Origin of the sequence: Colwellia sp. MB3u-8 (assembly GCF_014076985.1) — a bacterium.
Lineage (GTDB): Bacteria > Pseudomonadota > Gammaproteobacteria > Enterobacterales > Alteromonadaceae > Cognaticolwellia.
Window position 1 is genome coordinate 263,172 of sequence record NZ_JACGVA010000059.1, and the last position, 17,915, is coordinate 281,086.

Genomic DNA, 17,915 nt, shown 5'->3' on the forward strand with positions numbered 1-17,915 from the left:
TTATTTGGGTTAAGTCTAATTAGGAACTTAGCTAGTCAACATAAAGCTAGTCAATATAAAATTAATCAACATAAAACTTTTGAGAAAACTTTAAGTTATGTTGCTTGCCTTTATCTGTGATATTAATATCAAAATAGATGGTTTCTTCATTGGTATAACTCACTTGTGCGAGATAATAAACCGCATCACCTTCTTTTACTTCGGTAAATTCTAATGATTTAATTTGCCCAACATCGTTTCTAGCTTTGCCGTTAATAAATACTGTTTTTGACGGATTGCCAGCTTGGGTATTATCCAGCACTGAGATATTGACTAAACCTTTATAGCGGCTACGTTCAATACCGTATGCTTTAGCAATTTCAGGTGTTAAAAATGCAGAGCCTAAGGCAATGTAATGTACATTAAGACCATCCATTTTTTTCATGTTTTCAGCGCTACTGGTGGTAATAACAGAGAGTGCTAATAAAGTAATTAATACAAATTTGTTGATGATACTTTTCATTTTGATGACCTTATTATTTACGTCGTTGATGTTGAGTATATATGACAATCTCAAATTAGATAACCGCTTACAACATCGCCCAATACGGTATCCAACCTCGAAAGAGAATATTAAGTACGTTCAATAATAAAAAGGCGATCAGCACAGATAAATCAAGTCCACCAATGCTGGGGATAATGCGTCTAATCGGTGCTAAAACCGGTGCAGTCAGTTGATGAAAAATCATTTGTGTTGGATTGTAACCTTGAACTACCCAGCTCATTAACGCCATAACCAACATAATGATAAACAGTAAGATTCCGGTTTGTTTAATAAGATATATTAAGCCCAAATACAAAGCAGAAACGATATCAATAGGGCCACTATTGATTAATGGAATAATGATAAAAGTTAACGTGGCGAAAATATAAGCTAAAACAATGGTGGCTAAATCAACACCAGCAATACTGGGGATGACACGGCGCAATGGAATAACTAATGGGTTACTCACTTTGACAATAAATTGACTAAAAGGATTATAAAAATCAGCGCGCACTAATTGTAACCACACTCGCAATACTAAAATCATGAGTACAGTGTCAAAGGCAAATTTAAGCAAGTAATTAATTGCTTCCATCTAAAACTCCAAAATTATGAGAAGGGATTTGATCATCATGTAATAGTGACTCAAGTGACTATTAGAGATCTAAAAGATTAAAAACATCAGCACTTTACTAATTTTTTATACAGTTAAAATCTCAAACATGATGATAATAATACTATTAACCATTTTTCGCCATTTCTTTAGCACGATCTACAGCACAATTCATGGCATTTGATACCAGTGACTCTAATCCACCTTCAATCAAAGAACTCAGAGCCGCTTGGGTTGTGCCACCTTTAGAGGTGACGTTTTCACGTAGTTTGCTGATCGGCAACTGATTTTCTATCACCATCTTAGCTGCGCCTAATGCGGTTTGCTGAACAAGATCTCGACTATCTTGTTCGCTAAACCCATAAGCGATCGCCTGTTTTTGCATAGCTTCCATAAATAAGAAGAAGTAGGCAGGGGCAGAGCCTGACACGGCAATGATATGATCAATCTGCTGTTCTGATGTTAACCATTTAACAATACCGACCGATTCCATAAGCGATGTAGTGAATGCTCTTTCTTCGTCATTAGCGTGATCGTTGGCATATATTCCAGACACGCCAAAACCTAGTTGTGAAGGAGTATTTGGCATGGTTCTGATCACAGTGCATGGTTTATTTAGCGCCTGCTCTATTTGCTTTATGGTGCATCCTGCCGCAACAGAGATAAAGCATTTACCGGTAATATCCATATGCTCACTTAAGTGTTGGCATACATCGCTAATAAGGTAAGGCTTAACGCCAAGCACGATAACGTCAGCAAATGTTGTTGCTTCAATATTATCTGGTGTTTGCTTAATGCCATGTGTTGCTTGCAATGCTAAGCGTTTTTCGGGCGATGGATTCGACACCATGATATTTTCAGGGTTGAAACCGCCATTGATAAGGCCAGAAATAATAGCGCCGTTCATGTTGCCTGCGCCGATAAAAGCTATTTTTTTCATAATTTTCCTTCAAGAATTACTGATTCGATATTTAATCGTGGCTCAAACACCGGATGATATTGTAGTAAACCGCCACTATTGTTAGCGGCAGATACCCTTTATATTAACATTATTATATTATTTTTTTTGCACTGATTTACTTAGCTTCTAGCGCCAAATATTGCTGAGCCAATACGTACTAACGTAGAGCCGGCATTAATCGCAAGTTGCAGGTCAGCAGACATGCCCATTGATAACGTATCCATGGTGGGGTATTGCTGTTTAAGTTCGATGAACAGGTTCTGCATCTTAACAAAACTTGCCTGAGCCGCATTTTTTTCTGGAATGGCCATCAAACCACGCAAGCATAAATGGTCACAAGTTTCGATAACCCCCAGCAGTTCAGGAAGCGCTTCGGGTAATACGCCAGCTTTACTTAATTCGCCACTAATATTCACTTGTAAACAAATGTTGAGCGGAGTATCTTGACCAGACCTATGCTCGTTAAGACGTTTAGCCACTTTAATTCTGTCTATGCTATGTACCCACGAAAAATGGCTGGCGATTAACTTGGTTTTATTGGTTTGAATTGGGCCAATAAAATGCCAAGTTATATCTGGCTTATTTTGCAAAGCGATAATTTTTTCCACCGCTTCTTGTACATAGTTCTCGCCAAAATTTCGTTGCCCTGCGTGGTAAGCTTGTTCGAGCATTTCAATAGGTTTAGTTTTACTTACCGCCAGTAAAGTGACTTCATCAGGGTTGCGGTGAGCAAGTTGACAAGCAGAAGCGATTTGCAGTTTAACCGCAGCAATATTATCTTTAATAGCAATCATATTGTTTATTTCAGTTCTCAATGACTTATTAAGTTGTTAGTTCAATTATAAATTAGACTAAGAGGTTTGTATGGATATTACCGAATTATTAGCATTTAGTGTCGAAAATAATGCTTCCGATTTACATTTATCATCGGGAAATCCCCCGTCTATTCGCGTCGATGGTGATGTGCGTAAGTTAAATATACCAGCATTTGATGAAAAAGATGTTAACGCTTTGGTCTATGATATTATGAATGATAGACAACGCAAAGAGTATGAAGAAAATTTAGAGGTCGATTTTTCTTTTGAAGTGCCCAATCTAGCGCGTTTTAGGGTCAATGCCTTTAATCAAAATCGTGGCCCTGCCGCGGTATTTCGTACTATCCCGAGCAAAATACTCTCATTAGATGATTTAGGTTGCCCTGATATTTTCCGAGATATAGCCGATCTTCCTCGTGGTTTAGTCTTGGTTACTGGGCCTACAGGCTCAGGTAAATCAACAACGCTGGCCGCGATGGTTGATTATATCAATAAAAATAAGCACGATCATATTTTAACTATTGAAGACCCAATTGAATTTGTGCATCAAAGTCAGTCATGCTTGATTAACCAACGCGAAGTTCATCGCGATACCTTAAGTTTTAGCGCCGCATTACGCTCGGCATTACGTGAAGACCCTGACGTTATTCTGGTGGGTGAAATGCGTGATTTAGAAACCATACGTTTAGCGATGACCGCAGCTGAAACCGGCCATTTAGTTTTTGGCACCTTACATACGACTTCAGCGCCAAAAACGATTGACCGTATTATTGATGTATTTCCGGGCGAAGAAAAAGCTATGGTGCGTTCAATGCTTTCTGAGTCATTGCGTGCGGTAATCTCGCAAAACTTGGTTAAAAAAGTGGGTGGCGGCCGTGTTGCTGCACACGAAATTATGATGGGTGTGCCGGCAATTCGTAACCTTATTCGTGAAGATAAAATTGCACAAATGTATTCAGCTATTCAAACCGGTATGTCTCATGGCATGCAAACGATGGATCAATGTTTACAAAACTTGGTCAACCGAGGCATGATAACTAGGCAAGATGCTATGGACACAGCGTACGATAAAAATCAATTTAATGGTTACTAGTCTTGCTGGTATAAAATAAAGCGAAAGGTAATTAAATGAATTTTCATGATTTATTACAAAAGATGGTGCAGCACGAAGCATCAGATATGTTTGTTACAGCTAAATTGCCTGTTAGTGCAAAAATTAATGGTGAACTCATCGCTATTGATGAGCACGTTTTGTCGGCGACTGAGGCTTTAGGCTTAGTGCATGACACTATGTCAGAAAAACAAAAAATTGAGTTTGAAGAAAGCAAAGAATGTAACTTTGCGATTTCAATTGAAGGCATTGGCCGATTTCGTATTTCGGCATTTTGGCAGCGAGATATGGCGGGTATGGTTGTTCGCCGTATTGTTACCGAAATACCCGAAGCGGATGATCTGGGTTTACCCTCAGTATTAAAAGATGTGGTGATGTCAAAGCGCGGTTTATTGTTATTTGTTGGTGGTACGGGTACTGGTAAGTCAACGTCAATGGCAGCGTTAATTGGCTATCGTAACAAAAACTCTCGTGGCCACATTCTGACGATAGAAGACCCAGTTGAGTTTGTTCATGAGCACGGTAAATGTATGGTAACGCAACGTGAAGTGGGTTTAGACACTGAGAGCTTTGATGCCGCCTTAAAAAGTTCTTTGCGCCAAGCCCCCGATGTTATACTCATTGGCGAAATTCGTAGCCAAGAAACCATGGAGCATGCGTTGAGCTTTGCAGAAACGGGTCACTTATGTATTGCGACCTTGCATGCTAATAATGCAAACCAAGCTATAGATCGTATTATGCATTTAGTACCCGCAGAGCAACATGGCAAACTACTGTTTGATCTTGCGTTAAATTTACGCGGTATTGTCGCACAACAATTAATTCCAACGTGTGATGGAAATAGCCGAGTGGCAGCGATTGAAATATTACTTAACTCGCCGTATATCGCTGAGCTAATTAAAAAAGGTGATATCGGTAGTATTAAAGAAGTCATGGAAAAATCTACCGATCAAGGTATGCAAACATTTGACCAAGCATTATTTCATTTGTATCAACAAGGAGTTATTAATTACGCTGACGCTTTACATCATGCTGATTCACCTAATGATTTACGCTTGATGATCAAATTGCGTAGCAATGATCAAGGGGGGGCGGGTTCATTGTCGGGTGTAACGATTGATGGTTTAGCGCCCAAAGAACAATGATAATTATCTGACAAGTCACTCTTTCTAAACATAAAGGCATGCCTATATCGGCATGCTTTTATGTTTAGAAAGAGTGGTGGTTTTTTTAAACGCTATAATATAATAAAGTACAATAAAGTTTAGCTGCAATATAAAAGGATCAGCCAATGTTATCTACAATACGTGTGTTAATACTTGTTTTAACTTTCACTACAGCCAATTTCGCGATAGCGGGGGCTGATGAATTTATGGCGGGGCCAGTCATTAAAAACTATGGCAAGCATGCCAAGGTTCAGCAGGATTTTAATTTTGATAAAAATAGTGTCTTTAAAGTCGCTTTTGACATCGGTGAGCAAGGAAAAATAGGCGAGGTTAATCGAAAGATCGAGACTCTGGCGCGTTTTATTAACATGCATGTGGCAAATGGTATGCCGGCAAATAATATTCATTTAGCTTTGGTGGTACATGGTCAAGCGGGTTTTGATTTACTAAAAGGGCCGTTGTACCAAGAAAAATTTCAGCAAAAAAATGCTAATAGCGCACTGTTGCAAGACTTGATGAAAAACCAAGTAAGGGTTTATTTATGTGGTCAATCGGCCGCTTATTACGATATTAGCAATGACATGTTAGCATCAGGGGTTAAAATGGCCTTGTCAGCAATGACAGCTCATGCGGTATTACAAAGTAAAGGTTATAAGGTTAATCCATTCTAAGACTTTCAATAAGCCTTTTATAAAGTCTTTATAAAGTAAATAGATTCGACAAACCCCATATCCATAAGGGGATAGAAACGATAGACATTAAGGTGGTAATCACGACTATTCCGGCTATAGTCTCTTGATGTTTTGCATGTTGCTTAGCAATTAAATAAGCATTTACGCCCGTTGGACTTGCACTTAAAATCACTAAAGTCATGGTGGTGAGCGCCGAAAACTGAAATATAAAATGACTGGTTAATAGGATTAAAGTCGGTAACAGTACTAGCTTTATTAGACTGGCAGTAACAATAAATTTAACTTCATTACGAATTTTATAAAAGGCTAGCGAAGCGCCGAGTAAAAAAAGTGCTAAGGTAATTGCAGGTTTACCTAACAATAACAGACTGTTGTTAACGATTACGGGTAACTTTATCGTCATTAAGTTAACGATAAAGCCACCGGTAATAGCAATCAGTAATGGGTTGTAAAAAGTCTGCTTGAGAAATATCCACCAATTAAACTGTTTAATATTAACCGCCAACATACTGGTAATGCCAATTAGCAGTGCACTGTGCAAACTGATCACTAAAAATATTGTTGGCAATACCTGCTCACCTAGCACCATTAAAGCGATAGGCATGCCAACAATAACATTATTTGAATAACTAGCGCCGAAAGCGTAAACCGCGGATGCAGGAAGATCACGTTTTAAATGCTGGTGAAAATAGTAATTTATCGTCCAAGCTAGGCCATAAACTAACAATAAGGGTAAATAAAAGGCACTATAAATATTCAAATTTATTGTGCTCATATCCGCATTGGCCAATTGTTGAAATAAAAATGCCGGAATAGCGATATTAAAGGTAAATTTACTTAAGGTATCAATTTGGCCTTTATTAAACCAGTTACTTTTAGCCAGTATAAAACCGAGCAAGCCAACCATAATTAATGGACTAATAAGGGTGAAAATAGCCATTAAACGCTTATGACACTAACGACAAAGTAAAACTCGCTAAACAAGTACTTGCTAATACTCATAAGGGCAGAACGTTATCAAGGTTAATTGGCTTAATATTGATTTTCAAAATAACTTTCTATAATTAATTTTGCTGATGCGGCGTCTATATTATCTTTTTTAAGATTACGGTAACCACCTTCAGCAAACAGTGCTTCTTTGGCGGTGGCGGTGGTTAGGCGTTCATCTTGAAATTCAACTTTAACACCAAATCGTCCGGATACTCGGTTACCAAATTTTTTCGCGTCATGGGTCAAAGGCTGCTCGCTGCCATCCATATTGAGTGGCAAACCCACCACAATAAAGTCAGGTTGCCATTCGTGCATAAATTTGGTCATTTTATCCCAATCAGGAATACCATCACGCGCTTTTACTGAACCCAAAGCGGAAGCTAAACCGGTTATTTCTTGACCGACAGCAACCCCAATATACTTTTTGCCAAAATCAAAGCCAAGTATTGTTCGTTCGCCAATCGCGGCTTTACTCGCCATTATGCATGCCCTACTTCACTGGATAAATGAGCCATATCAATACCCAATTTATCAGTGGCTTTTTTCCACCTTTGCTCAATAGGGGTATTAAATATAATATCGCCATCAGCGGGGGTGAGTAGCCAAGAGTTAGCTTTAATTTCTTCCTCTAATTGGCCCGGTCCCCAGCCAGCATAACCTAGGGTTACCATATATTTTTCAGGTGCTTGTGCCGTACCTAGGGCCAATAAAATATCTTTTGAGGTCGTGATCATTACGTCAGCAGTTAAGGCTAAAGAACTATTCCAGCCTGCTTGTGTGCTGTGTAAAACAAAGCCACGGTCTTGTGATACTGGGCCACCAGTTAAGACTTGTTGGTCTAACTCGGGTGTGGCAATTTTATCTTGATCTATTTGGGTTAATAATTCGTTCAAGGTGACATTGATAGGAAGGTTTATGATCAAACCCATTGCCCCTTCAGCATTATGCTCACAGATATAAGTCACTGTTTTATTAAAATAAGAGTCGTCTAAACTGGGCATAGCAATCAAAAGTTGATTTTCAAAACTATCCATAAATATACCTTAATAATCAGAGAGAAATACGCTAAAGGTCACTTTGCCTTTAGCAATCTTATTGCGATTGATATTAACTAGCGTTTTCTGATGTTTTGCTCAATAGCATCCATGAGTTTACCGCTAATATTTATTGGGTATGCTGCTTCAATTTCGCGAATACAGGTTGGACTTGTTACATTGATTTCGGTGACTTTGTTGCCAATAACGTCTAAACCAACAAAAAATAATCCACGTTTTTTCAATTCTGGTGCAATAGTTTCTGCAATAAATTTGTCGCTAGCACTTAATGGACGCGCTTCACCACGACCACCAGCGGCTAAATTACCGCGGGTTTCTCCTTGTGCAGGAATGCGGGCTAAACAGTAAGGCATAGGTTCACCATTAACGATTAATATGCGTTTATCACCGTCAACGATTTCTGGCAGGTACTCTTGTACCATAGCATATTGTGTTGAATGTGCTGTTAATGTTTCAAGAATTACGCCAACATTGGGATCATTCTCACCAATACGAAATATAGATGAACCACCCATACCGTCTAAGGGTTTGATGATAATATCTTTGTTTTCTTTATGAAATTCTCTGATTTTTTGATTATTACGTGTGACTAATGTTTTTGGTGTTAACTCTGGAAACCAAGCGGTAAATAATTTTTCGTTACAATCACGTAAACTTTGTGGCTTATTAACAATCAAAGTGCCCGCAACTTCTGCGCGTTCTAACATGTAGGTGGCATAAATAAACTCAGTGTCAAACGGCGGATCTTTTCGCATTAATACCGCATCTAAGTCAGCTACATTGATGTCTTCTCGTTCATCTAATTCATACCAATGCTCAGTGTCGTCAAATACTTTCACTTTGGCTGCGGTTGCTCGACAAACGCCTTGCTCTAAATAGAGATCTTGCATTTCCATATAATAAATTTCATAACCACGCGCTTGCGCTTCAAGCATCATCGCCATTGAAGAATCTTTTTTTACCTTGACCTGGGCAATGGGGTCCATAACAACGCCAATTTTTATGCTCATGTGTTTTCCTAAAGGTTATATGTTGATAAATGCCATGGCATTATGTAAATGCTACAAGCCATTAAATTCTTAGCTGGTCTTTCTGTTAGTTGCTCTATGGTGCACTAAACTTAACACTTAGTTAATTTAAATCACCGTAACGACATTGTAATGCCGTTATTGCGGTTAGGGCTGCGGTTTCTGTTCTTAGTACCCGCGGCCCGAGTAAAACATCGTGAAAGCCTGCTGTATTGGCACGAGAAATTTCATCATCACTTAAACCACCTTCTGGCCCAATCAACAGGCGAACCCGTTGGTTTTCTATTGGCAAACTCATAATAGAGTGCTGGGCTTTAGGGTGTAAATTTAGCTTTAATGCTGAACTGTCTTGTTGTAACCACTCATCCAAATAAATGGGTAGGGCAACAATAGGGACAGTGCAACGGCCACTTTGCTCACAAGCGCTGATCACTATTTTTTGCCATTGCTGGTGCTTTTTCTCTAAACGCTCGCCGCTAAGCTTTACATTGCAACGTTCACTGAAAATAGGCGTAATGGTATTAACACCTAACTCTACCGATTTTTGCAGAGTAAAGTCCATGCGTTCACCGCGTGAAATACCTTGTGCTAAATGAATATTAAGTGGCGACTCGTTTGCAACGATTTTTTTAGTAATAATTTCTACATCAGCAGACTTTTTATTTACATTACAAAGTCTTGCTTGATACTCAAAATAACCTTCTTGCTCTGCTATACCATTAAATAGCGTAATATCATCGCCGTCTTTAAGTCGTAATACGCGCACAATATGGCCAAAAGCGTCAGCATTTAATACTTGTGTTTGACCTATTTCAAATGCTTGTGCTTGGTAAATACGAGGGTTACGCATATAAGGTTATCCATGTTTATTGTCGCAGCTATAGATGAGTGATTTACAGTAGCCGTTCAGGTTAAAATTAATAGCGATTAAAGGCCAAGGCTTTGTTGCTAGAAAGTATGAGTCATAATTTTTTCTAATATAGCCTGTTAATAAGGGCAACTCATCGTAAATTCAATTGTTTATATTAAAAAAATGACATTATTTTTTGTTAGCACTTGTTCGAAATAAAGCAGAAAAACTCGCAGGCTATGAAAATACTTGAAATTGAGATACGGCTAATCTTGATTGAATTTTTATTAAGATAAGTCACTTGCCAGACGATTTATTATTTGCAGCTAACTTATTATATAACCCGTGTTATTTTTCTCTATTTGCTTGAGTATATCACTGTAATCATTGAGGTTGGTGAAGTACCTGCTAAATAAGTGGCAGCGGATGATGATATTTAGCCAAGTGTGACGAGCAAGGGCATATTAGGAGTATTTTTATACGTTATGGCTGGTAAGCTTATTGAAAATAAGAGTATGAAAATAAGAGTATGAAAATAAAAAACCGCTCAAAGAGCGGTTTTTTTTAAACAGAAGCTTTAATCAAAGTACGAATTAAATACCGGCTGACAAGCGCAGTGCTTCCGCTTTATCTGTTTTTTCCCAGCTAAATGCGGTGAAGGTATCATCGCCAACGGTCATTTCAAAGGGTTCGCGACCAAAGTGACCATAAGCCGCCGTTTGCTTATACATAGGGTGTAGCAAGTCTAACATTTTAGTTATACCGTAAGGACGCAAGTCAAAGTGTTCACGTACTATTTCAACCAAACGCTCTTCAGACACTTTACCGGTACCAAAAGTATCAATTGAGATTGAGGTCGGCTCAGCAACACCAATAGCGTAAGATATTTGAATTTCACAACGCTCAGCCAAACCGGCTGCGACAATGTTTTTGGCAACATAGCGACCAGCATAAGCCGCACTGCGATCGACTTTTGATGGATCTTTACCCGAGAAAGCACCACCGCCATGACGAGCCATACCGCCATAAGTATCAACAATAATTTTACGACCGGTTAAACCACAATCGCCGACAGGACCACCAATAACAAAGCGACCTGTTGGGTTGATATGATATTTAGTGTCTTTGGTTAATAACTCGGCAGGTAAAACATGCTTAATAATGTTTTCCATTACGGCATTGTGCAAGTCTTCTTGTTTAATATCTGGATTATGCTGAGTTGACAACACAACGGTATCAATAGCTACAGGCTTGTTATCTTTATAAATAAAGGTTACTTGGCTTTTTGCATCTGGACGTAACCAAGGTAAAATTCCTGATTTACGTGCTTCCGCCTGACGCTCAACTAAACGGTGCGAGTAATATAGTGGCGCAGGCATCAGGGTTTCGGTTTCATTGGTCGCATAACCAAACATTAAACCTTGATCACCGGCACCTTGGTCTTCTGGATTTTCTCGGTCAACACCTTGGGCAATTTCGGGTGATTGTTGGCCTATTAAGTTCATAATCCCGCATGTTGCGCCATCAAAGCCAACATCTGATGAGGTATAGCCAATCTCAGAAATAACATCACGGGTAATTTGTTCTAAATCTACCCAAGCAGAGGTTGAAACCTCACCTGAAATAATAGCAACACCCGTTTTTACCATAGTTTCACAAGCAACGCGTGCATGTTTGTCTTTGGCAATAATAGCATCTAAAACCGCATCAGAAATTTGATCGGCAATTTTATCTGGATGTCCTTCTGACACTGACTCAGAAGTAAAAAGGTGTGTAGACATAAAACCTCGGTAAAAATTAACTGAAAAACAATAATCGTCTTTAATAACGATATTCTAACTGTTTAGTTAATCTTTTTCTAGATTTATTTACGCCTAGATGGCTAAACGTCTTTAGGGTGTGGCAATTTTGAGTAAACTTTGATGGCAATTTCTTGAGCATATTGAATTTTAATGAGGTAAAAAATGAAGTTAGGTCATTAAGGATAGCTATTTAAGCATAATGGCCGTTGCCAAATATGGCTAAAAAGCGCTTGTTGTCTTAAGCAATACTTCGAACTGTAAAAGGTCGTTGTGCCTAAGTTTTTACTGGGATTAATGAGCTGATGTAAGGCTAATTGCCGTTTTAATTGTTCAGTTACCGGTTGTGCTGTTTCCATAACAACTACGCTGTCGCCACATATTTCGTTAATCAAGTTTTTGACTAACGGGTAATGTGTGCAACCTAATACGATAGTATCTACCCCTTTTTCGAGTAAAGGTTGTAAATAGTTCAACAGCATTAATTTGCACTCAGGCGAATTTTTCTTATCTTGTTCAATAAGTTCTACCAAGCCGGGACAAGGCTGAATAGTAACATCAGTGTTATAACTATATTGCGCCACTAAGGCTAAAAAGCGTTTATTTTCAGCCGTAGCTTTAGTGACTAATATGGCTACTTTTTTATTTTCACTCATATTTACGGCCGGCTTTATGGCAGGTTCAACACCAATAACAGGAATTGAAATATTTCTCCGTAGCTGATCTATAGCATTAACCGTGGCGGTATTGCAGGCAACAACGATAGCTTTAGCGTTACGGGCAATAAACCACTGGGCAATTTCATTAACCCGTTGTTGAATAAATTCAGTAGACTTTTCACCGTAGGGTGCATATAGAGTATCAGCGACATAGAGCAAATTTTCATGGGGTAATTGCTGTTCAATGCACTGGGTGATAGATAAACCACCAACGCCGGAGTCAAATATACCAATAGGATCGGCATTAGCCGTTTGGCGTTTACTTTTTAGGATTGAAGTAGCTGCTTTTATATCAGCTTGGTTTTGCATGGGCATTAATTAAGCACAGCTTAAGTTTGGTGTAGTTAGTTAGGCTAAGTATATTATCAACAAGCAAATGAGATCTATACATATTTTGAGATAGGTAGTGATTGCAAAGCTGTCGCAATTGAGATGAGTCCCGAAGGCAGAGCATTTAGGGACGTTTAAAGACCAGTCTCAGCTGTCAGTAAGTTAAAAAAGTTTGAAGTGTGGTTTTTCCGTGCTTCCTCCTATAGCTCTCCTGCTTTTCTCCCTGTGAATAATTTTGTTATTTTTTACAGAGAGGAAAAAATGAGAAGGGAAGGAGGGCTAATTAGCACAGCTGTCTTAGAAAAATTGAACGTTACGATAAGATTTAGCTAAATAAAATCATTGATAATTTAAGGATTGACCATGAATATGCGGGTTGATTTTTTAATGCGATTAATCTTGATTTTCTAGCAAGGCGCGAAAATATTGTTGATATTATAGGATGAGTTACAGAATTAGAAAATAGAGGAAAGTGACTTCCAAGGTGCCGCAGTTCACATTTGTCCTGAACACCGGGTGTTCAGGGCGGACGTATCATGCTAACCGTAGGCTTCCCGATACGAGCCGGGCTTGCACAATAGTTAATAATCAACATCCTTAGGTAAAACTTATCGGCTCAGGGACATAGTTCACAAACAAACACCCCAGAAGTCACAAACATTATAGCGAATAATGTCAGCCAAATTAAGTCTTTTATTACTTATAAGACCTGTTCGCTTAATGCTTGAACAAATTGAAGTTTCTTTAAACGAAAGTAGTTTATTTAAAAATAGGTTAAACGATGAATAAGTCTATTAGGCAGATTTAGTACGGTTTACCGCTTGTTCAATGGTGGCTTGTAGTAATTCAATTTTGCTTTGCATTCTTTCGCGTTCTTGCTCTTGCTCATATCGGGCTTGGATTAAATCATGCGCAAGGTTTAATGACATCATCACCAGCGACTGCTCAACAGTTTTTGTTGAGAATTTTTTCTTGGCGTCTTGTTCTAAACGTTTGTTTATTTCACTCGCCGCCTGCAACAACGCAGACTCATTTCCCGCTGGACAAGCGACTTTTAGTCGTTTGTTGGCAACATTTATGGTGACTGTGTGTTGGCTCATTGCGTGTATATTCTCAATGCATAATATTAGTTTATTGAGCTCTAAACTCAAAAAATTGCGCTACTCGCTTGTAATACCAAGAAAAATACTGATAACTAAACTTAGTGCGCCATAAGATGAAACTATAACGGTGAGCGCTACACTATGCAAGTGATCTCTATGGTTTTTTCTGGAATCAAGGCTATGCCAATGTTAAGATAGCTAACAATATCCCCCTGATTGAATTTATATTTTTATGTCTAATAACACCGCTTTAGATTTTTCCGCCGCACAAGCGATATTAACCAGTGAAGGTATTGAGGCACATGCTGCTGAAATTCACGGTGTGCTAACAGGTTTGATTTCTGCAGGCTTTGAATTTGAAAGTAATGATTATATCGCTATGGTTAATGACATGCTTAATAATGCTGAAGGTTTACCGGTAGCCATTAAAAGCTTAGTTAAAGACATTTATAGTGATATTTGGCAAAAAATCCTTGATGACTCATACGGCTTCCAATTAATGCTACCCGATGATGATGACTCAATTATTGAACGCGGGCACGCACTAAGTAAGTGGGTGCAAGGCTTCAACTTAGGCTTTGGTTTACAACAAATTAAAAATGCCGCTTTGTCTGAAGATGTTAAAGAAGTATTGGTCGACTTTGGCGAAATTGCTAACTTGTCAGATGAAATGGAAGAAAATGAAGCGACCGAGCAAGCGTATTTTGAAATTGCTGAATATGTTAGAATCTCTGCGCTACTGTGTTTTACTGAATTAGGTGCGCCACCCGCGCAACAAGACACAAGCGCGACCTTGCACTAGCGCTTTGCGGTTAAAGTGCTTTAGTAATAAAGCACTTAACGCTGACCTTTTAACGCTGACCTTTTTAAAACTGAAACACCAATAACTTAAAAATCAGCTTAAAACACTCAAGGTTGAAGACCTAACTGTTAAAATTTAATTAAAAAATAAGCTGGTATCCATGATCAAAAACACCTTATTGCCCGTTGCTGAATTTTGTCAGCGTAGAAATGATTTTATGGCGCAAATGCCGGTAAATAGCATTGCATTAATTTCTGCTGGTCAGGAAGTTACCCGCAGTAATGACACCGAATATCCATTTTGCCAAAATAAGCACTTTTATTATCTTACCGGTTTTAATGAACCCGATGCCATTTTAGCCTTAATTAAAGGTGATGACGCAAGGTCAGCAGAAAGTGTTTTATTTTCTCGTGAAAAAGATCCTCAGCAAGAGATTTGGCATGGACGACGTGTTGGTCAAGTGCAAGCGGTTGACCTTTATCAGTTTAATAAGTGTTTTAGCTTAGCAGAAATTGATGAGCAATTATTGCCGTTAATGGCAGGTAAAACCGCCGTATTAATTTGCCAGCATGAACAAAAGGCATTCCAGCAACAAGTACTTGCATGGTTAGCCGAGATTAAAAAGGCAGCTCGCACGGGTGTTAAAGCACCAAGGACCTTGATTGATTGCAGTAACTTGCTAGATGAAATGCGCTTACATAAATCAAATGCTGAACTTGATATTATGCGCCAGGTTAATGTCATCAGTGGCGGCGCTCATCAAAGAGCAATGCAACAAACTAAAGCTGGTAAGTTTGAATATCAAATAGAAGCAGAGTTATTGCACGAATTTGCAACTAATGGTGCGCGTTACCCGGCTTATGGCTCAATTGTTGCTGGCGGCGATAACGCCAATATTTTACATTACACTGACAATGATGACGTGCTAAACGACGGCGACTTATTACTTATTGATGCCGGTGGTGAGTTAGCGGGTTATGCCGCTGACATTACACGCACATTTCCGGTTAATGGTAAATTTACTGTGGCACAACAAGTGATTTATCAATTAGTGCTTGATAGCCAAAACCTTGCCATTGCGGCGATAAAGCCAGAACAAAACCTTGCTGAATTAAACCGTATAGTGTGTGACTTTCTGACCAAAGGTTTGCATGATTTAGGCATTCTTAAAGGTAATTTAAACATATTATTAGTTCAACGAGCCTGCAAAAAATACTTTATTCATGGCCTTGGACACTGGTTAGGTCTTGATGTGCATGATGTGGGTGATTACCATGCGAGTCAACAGCGAGAGCAATTACGCCCTTTTGTCGCCGGTATGGTAATGACTATTGAGCCGGGTATTTATATTCCAAAAAATGATCAAACCGTGGATGAAAAATGGCGTGGTATTGGCGTACGTATTGAAGACAATGTGCTAGTAACCGAAACAGGTTATGAAAACCTAACGGTCAATGCACCAAAAACCATTGCTGAAATTGAAGCCTTGATGGCTTAGTTGTTAGGGAGTTAATCAATATTGACTTGCTGGTGATTTAAGCCTTAAAGCTGGCTTGCTGATCCAAGTACGTAGGCAGGAAAATAATCAGCTACCTACAACTTTGTGGGCTTGTGAATAACATAAATGTGAAAAACAATGCAAAAATTTGATCTATTAATTGTCGGTGGCGGTACGGTGGGTTTAACACTGGCACTTGCTATTCGCCAGCAAAGTCAGTTAAGTGTCGCTATTGTTGATAACGCGCCTATTGAAGCGTTAAGCGTTGAACCTGAGGTGCGCGTTAGTGCTATTAATGCCGCCAGCCAGCAAATATTCAGCCAGCTTAATGTTTGGCAAGATATTATCGCGCAACGTGCTCAGCCTTATTACGATATGCACATTTGGGACAAGGCCGGTTATGGACAGCTAAACTTTGCTTTAAAAGATGTTAGCCGCTCGGCCTTGGGTAATGGCCCAGAGCAGTTAGGTTTTATTATTGAAAATAAAGCCATTCGTAACGCCTTGTGGCAGAAAGCGGCGCAAGACAGCGGTATTGAGTTTTTTACTGACAGCAAACTCCAACAATTAAATCCTAGCGATAACGAAGTTTTTGCTACCTTCGAATATAACAGCCATACCAACAGCCAACCTATGCCGATAGTGGCGAAATTGGTGGTTGGTGCTGATGGGGCAAACTCTTTTGTACGTCAACAAATGAACGTGCCGTTAACCTTTCGAGATTACGATCACCACGCGATTGTCGCTACAGTTAAATGTCAACAAGGCCATCAAAGCACGGCTTGGCAAGTATTTTTAGATACCGGCCCATTAGCACTATTGCCTTTATATCAAGCTGATTTATGCTCTATTGTTTGGTCAACAAGCCCTGAAGAGGCGATTCGATTAACTGCCTTGTCAGCCGAAGACTTTGGCAAAGAAATTACCGCCGCTAGCGATGGTAATTTAGGGCAAGTATCGCTAGTAGGTGAGCGATTTACCTACCCGTTAACCATGCGTTTTGCTCAAGAGTTTGTTAAAGGCAGAATGGTATTGGTGGGTGACGCGGCACATACTATTCACCCGTTAGCTGGACAGGGTGCTAACTTAGGCTTGCTTGATGCTGCCGCTTTGTCACAAACCATTAGCGAGCAACTTCGCAAAGTACAAGCTAAAGGCACGCTTGATGATAACGCATGGTATAGCAACAAATCGTTACAACAATTTGCCCGCTGGCGCAAAAGTGAAGCAGTAGAAATGATTGCCTCGATGGAGGCTATAAAACAAGCCTTTACGCCTCAGCAAAGCGCGATTAAATTACTTCGTGGCTTGGGTATGTCGTTACTCAATAATATTAAACCGGCAAAAGCGTTATTGATTAATCAAGCCTTGGGTTTCAAAGATGATTTACCCAAATTAGCTACAGCACTTTCACAGCAAGTGCCGCAAAAATTATCAGAACAAGTCTTACCACAAGTTTCACAAAAAACTCTACAACCATCATCGCAGTCACCACAACAAGTGCCACAACAAAAAAATAGCTCATAGCATCACACTTATCGCCTCATTTTGTTGACTATTTAGTCAACAAAAGCACTGTTTTGCTCAGTCAGCCGATAACAAATGGGCCGTTTGAGTAAAATAGTACTTTTATTCTTTTCACCAATATAAAATTTAAGTTTGCTACAAGCTAACTTTTAATACGCTCAAGGAATTATATTTTTAAAACAGGCGTTTTTGGAAATATAATTTTAAATAATTTCTTTAGTCGGTTTTAAATTTCAAAAATGCTTTCTTATCTGTTGAATCAACAGTTACTCAGGGCTATAATCATCCGTACTTTTTATAAATCTTCCGTCTTTATCCTAGGTTTAGTTGTGA

The 17,915-nt window shown here is 39.1% G+C and carries 18 protein-coding genes and 1 other RNA gene; 6 read left to right on the plus strand and 13 right to left on the minus strand.

Annotated elements, in window-relative coordinates:
* Nucleotides 1-61: 61 nt before the first annotated feature.
* The 4 genes from H4J54_RS07865 to H4J54_RS07880 all read right to left on the minus strand — a co-directional run bounded on the left by H4J54_RS07865 (nucleotide 62) and on the right by H4J54_RS07880 (nucleotide 2,891).
* Nucleotides 62-502, minus strand: a complete 441-nt coding sequence (locus H4J54_RS07865) for a DUF4426 domain-containing protein (RefSeq protein WP_182190332.1) — start codon at nucleotides 500-502, stop codon at nucleotides 62-64.
* A 67-nt stretch (nucleotides 503-569) separates the two neighbouring features.
* Nucleotides 570-1,118 carry a YggT family protein gene (locus H4J54_RS07870; protein WP_182190333.1) on the minus strand — a complete coding sequence of 183 codons (549 nt, stop codon included), beginning with the start codon at nucleotides 1,116-1,118 and terminating at the stop codon, nucleotides 570-572.
* A gap of 145 nt (nucleotides 1,119-1,263) precedes the next feature.
* Nucleotides 1,264-2,076 (minus strand): pyrroline-5-carboxylate reductase, encoded by an 813-nt coding sequence (proC, locus tag H4J54_RS07875; RefSeq protein ID WP_182190334.1) that lies wholly within the window; start codon nucleotides 2,074-2,076, stop codon nucleotides 1,264-1,266.
* 140 nt (nucleotides 2,077-2,216) lie between these two features.
* A complete protein-coding gene (locus H4J54_RS07880) occupies nucleotides 2,217-2,891 on the minus strand; it encodes a YggS family pyridoxal phosphate-dependent enzyme (protein ID WP_182190335.1) in 675 nt (224 codons plus the stop codon).
* 70 nt (nucleotides 2,892-2,961) lie between these two features.
* On the opposite strand from H4J54_RS07880, the gene H4J54_RS07885 reads away from it, so the two are divergent.
* The 3 genes from H4J54_RS07885 to H4J54_RS07895 all read left to right on the plus strand — a co-directional run bounded on the left by H4J54_RS07885 (nucleotide 2,962) and on the right by H4J54_RS07895 (nucleotide 5,860).
* The gene (locus tag H4J54_RS07885; RefSeq protein ID WP_182190336.1) at nucleotides 2,962-4,005 is read left to right on the plus strand and encodes a type IV pilus twitching motility protein PilT; all 1,044 of its coding nucleotides are present in this window, start codon (nucleotides 2,962-2,964) and stop codon (nucleotides 4,003-4,005) included.
* Between the two features lie 35 nt (nucleotides 4,006-4,040).
* Complete coding sequence (locus H4J54_RS07890; protein ID WP_182190337.1) at nucleotides 4,041-5,168, plus strand: PilT/PilU family type 4a pilus ATPase; 1,128 nt, start codon at nucleotides 4,041-4,043, stop codon at nucleotides 5,166-5,168.
* Nucleotides 5,169-5,314: 146 nt separating this feature from the next.
* Entirely contained in the window at nucleotides 5,315-5,860 is a 546-nt protein-coding gene (locus H4J54_RS07895) for a DsrE family protein (protein ID WP_182190338.1), read from the plus strand.
* A 28-nt stretch (nucleotides 5,861-5,888) separates the two neighbouring features.
* Here H4J54_RS07895 and H4J54_RS07900 read toward each other — a convergent pair whose 3' ends face one another.
* From H4J54_RS07900 to H4J54_RS07940, 9 genes are all read right to left on the minus strand, one after another.
* The gene (locus H4J54_RS07900; RefSeq protein ID WP_182190339.1) at nucleotides 5,889-6,821 is read right to left on the minus strand and encodes an AEC family transporter; all 933 of its coding nucleotides are present in this window, start codon (nucleotides 6,819-6,821) and stop codon (nucleotides 5,889-5,891) included.
* 92 nt (nucleotides 6,822-6,913) lie between these two features.
* Nucleotides 6,914-7,351, minus strand: coding sequence for a Holliday junction resolvase RuvX (gene ruvX, locus H4J54_RS07905; protein WP_182190340.1), 438 nt, complete (start codon nucleotides 7,349-7,351; stop codon nucleotides 6,914-6,916).
* Nucleotides 7,351-7,905 (minus strand): YqgE/AlgH family protein, encoded by a 555-nt coding sequence (locus H4J54_RS07910; protein WP_182190341.1) that lies wholly within the window; start codon nucleotides 7,903-7,905, stop codon nucleotides 7,351-7,353. Before H4J54_RS07910 ends, ruvX begins: the two co-directional genes overlap by 1 nt.
* Before the next feature lie 77 nt (nucleotides 7,906-7,982).
* Nucleotides 7,983-8,936, minus strand: coding sequence for a glutathione synthase (gene gshB / locus H4J54_RS07915; protein WP_182138073.1), 954 nt, complete (start codon nucleotides 8,934-8,936; stop codon nucleotides 7,983-7,985).
* 121 nt (nucleotides 8,937-9,057) lie between these two features.
* Entirely contained in the window at nucleotides 9,058-9,804 is a 747-nt protein-coding gene (gene rsmE, locus H4J54_RS07920; RefSeq protein ID WP_182190342.1) for a 16S rRNA (uracil(1498)-N(3))-methyltransferase, read from the minus strand.
* A gap of 593 nt (nucleotides 9,805-10,397) precedes the next feature.
* Nucleotides 10,398-11,585, minus strand: a complete 1,188-nt coding sequence (gene metK, locus H4J54_RS07925; RefSeq protein WP_182190343.1) for a methionine adenosyltransferase — start codon at nucleotides 11,583-11,585, stop codon at nucleotides 10,398-10,400.
* Between the two features lie 197 nt (nucleotides 11,586-11,782).
* Nucleotides 11,783-12,637 (minus strand): glutamate racemase, encoded by an 855-nt coding sequence (gene murI / locus H4J54_RS07930; protein ID WP_259366933.1) that lies wholly within the window; start codon nucleotides 12,635-12,637, stop codon nucleotides 11,783-11,785.
* A 487-nt stretch (nucleotides 12,638-13,124) separates the two neighbouring features.
* Nucleotides 13,125-13,306, minus strand: a non-coding RNA gene (ssrS, locus tag H4J54_RS07935) — 6S RNA.
* 140 nt (nucleotides 13,307-13,446) lie between these two features.
* On the minus strand, nucleotides 13,447-13,752 hold the full coding sequence (locus H4J54_RS07940; protein WP_182190344.1) for a cell division protein ZapA: 306 nt from the start codon (nucleotides 13,750-13,752) through the stop codon (nucleotides 13,447-13,449).
* A 235-nt stretch (nucleotides 13,753-13,987) separates the two neighbouring features.
* On the opposite strand from H4J54_RS07940, the gene H4J54_RS07945 reads away from it, so the two are divergent.
* The 3 genes from H4J54_RS07945 to H4J54_RS07955 all read left to right on the plus strand — a co-directional run bounded on the left by H4J54_RS07945 (nucleotide 13,988) and on the right by H4J54_RS07955 (nucleotide 17,582).
* The gene (locus tag H4J54_RS07945; RefSeq protein WP_182190345.1) at nucleotides 13,988-14,557 is read left to right on the plus strand and encodes a UPF0149 family protein; all 570 of its coding nucleotides are present in this window, start codon (nucleotides 13,988-13,990) and stop codon (nucleotides 14,555-14,557) included.
* A gap of 160 nt (nucleotides 14,558-14,717) precedes the next feature.
* Nucleotides 14,718-16,055 (plus strand): Xaa-Pro aminopeptidase, encoded by a 1,338-nt coding sequence (pepP, locus tag H4J54_RS07950; RefSeq protein ID WP_182190346.1) that lies wholly within the window; start codon nucleotides 14,718-14,720, stop codon nucleotides 16,053-16,055.
* Nucleotides 16,056-16,193: 138 nt separating this feature from the next.
* Nucleotides 16,194-17,582, plus strand: coding sequence for a UbiH/UbiF/VisC/COQ6 family ubiquinone biosynthesis hydroxylase (locus H4J54_RS07955; RefSeq protein ID WP_182190347.1), 1,389 nt, complete (start codon nucleotides 16,194-16,196; stop codon nucleotides 17,580-17,582).
* Nucleotides 17,583-17,915: the final 333 nt, after the last annotated feature.

Coding starts and splice junctions, on each gene's coding strand:
- H4J54_RS07885 (WP_182190336.1), top strand. CDS start 2,962: ATGGATATTACCGAATTATTAGCATTTAGTGTCGAAAATAATGCTTCC.
- murI (WP_259366933.1), bottom strand. CDS start 12,637: ATGCCCATGCAAAACCAAGCTGATATAAAAGCAGCTACTTCAATCCTA.
- proC (WP_182190334.1), bottom strand. CDS start 2,076: ATGAAAAAAATAGCTTTTATCGGCGCAGGCAACATGAACGGCGCTATT.
- H4J54_RS07940 (WP_182190344.1), bottom strand. CDS start 13,752: ATGAGCCAACACACAGTCACCATAAATGTTGCCAACAAACGACTAAAA.
- gshB (WP_182138073.1), bottom strand. CDS start 8,936: ATGAGCATAAAAATTGGCGTTGTTATGGACCCCATTGCCCAGGTCAAG.
- H4J54_RS07900 (WP_182190339.1), bottom strand. CDS start 6,821: ATGGCTATTTTCACCCTTATTAGTCCATTAATTATGGTTGGCTTGCTC.
- rsmE (WP_182190342.1), bottom strand. CDS start 9,804: ATGCGTAACCCTCGTATTTACCAAGCACAAGCATTTGAAATAGGTCAA.
- H4J54_RS07945 (WP_182190345.1), top strand. CDS start 13,988: ATGTCTAATAACACCGCTTTAGATTTTTCCGCCGCACAAGCGATATTA.
- ruvX (WP_182190340.1), bottom strand. CDS start 7,351: ATGGCGAGTAAAGCCGCGATTGGCGAACGAACAATACTTGGCTTTGAT.
- metK (WP_182190343.1), bottom strand. CDS start 11,585: ATGTCTACACACCTTTTTACTTCTGAGTCAGTGTCAGAAGGACATCCA.
- H4J54_RS07865 (WP_182190332.1), bottom strand. CDS start 502: ATGAAAAGTATCATCAACAAATTTGTATTAATTACTTTATTAGCACTC.
- H4J54_RS07870 (WP_182190333.1), bottom strand. CDS start 1,118: ATGGAAGCAATTAATTACTTGCTTAAATTTGCCTTTGACACTGTACTC.
- H4J54_RS07895 (WP_182190338.1), top strand. CDS start 5,315: ATGTTATCTACAATACGTGTGTTAATACTTGTTTTAACTTTCACTACA.
- H4J54_RS07890 (WP_182190337.1), top strand. CDS start 4,041: ATGAATTTTCATGATTTATTACAAAAGATGGTGCAGCACGAAGCATCA.
- pepP (WP_182190346.1), top strand. CDS start 14,718: ATGATCAAAAACACCTTATTGCCCGTTGCTGAATTTTGTCAGCGTAGA.
- H4J54_RS07955 (WP_182190347.1), top strand. CDS start 16,194: ATGCAAAAATTTGATCTATTAATTGTCGGTGGCGGTACGGTGGGTTTA.
- H4J54_RS07910 (WP_182190341.1), bottom strand. CDS start 7,905: ATGGATAGTTTTGAAAATCAACTTTTGATTGCTATGCCCAGTTTAGAC.
- H4J54_RS07880 (WP_182190335.1), bottom strand. CDS start 2,891: ATGATTGCTATTAAAGATAATATTGCTGCGGTTAAACTGCAAATCGCT.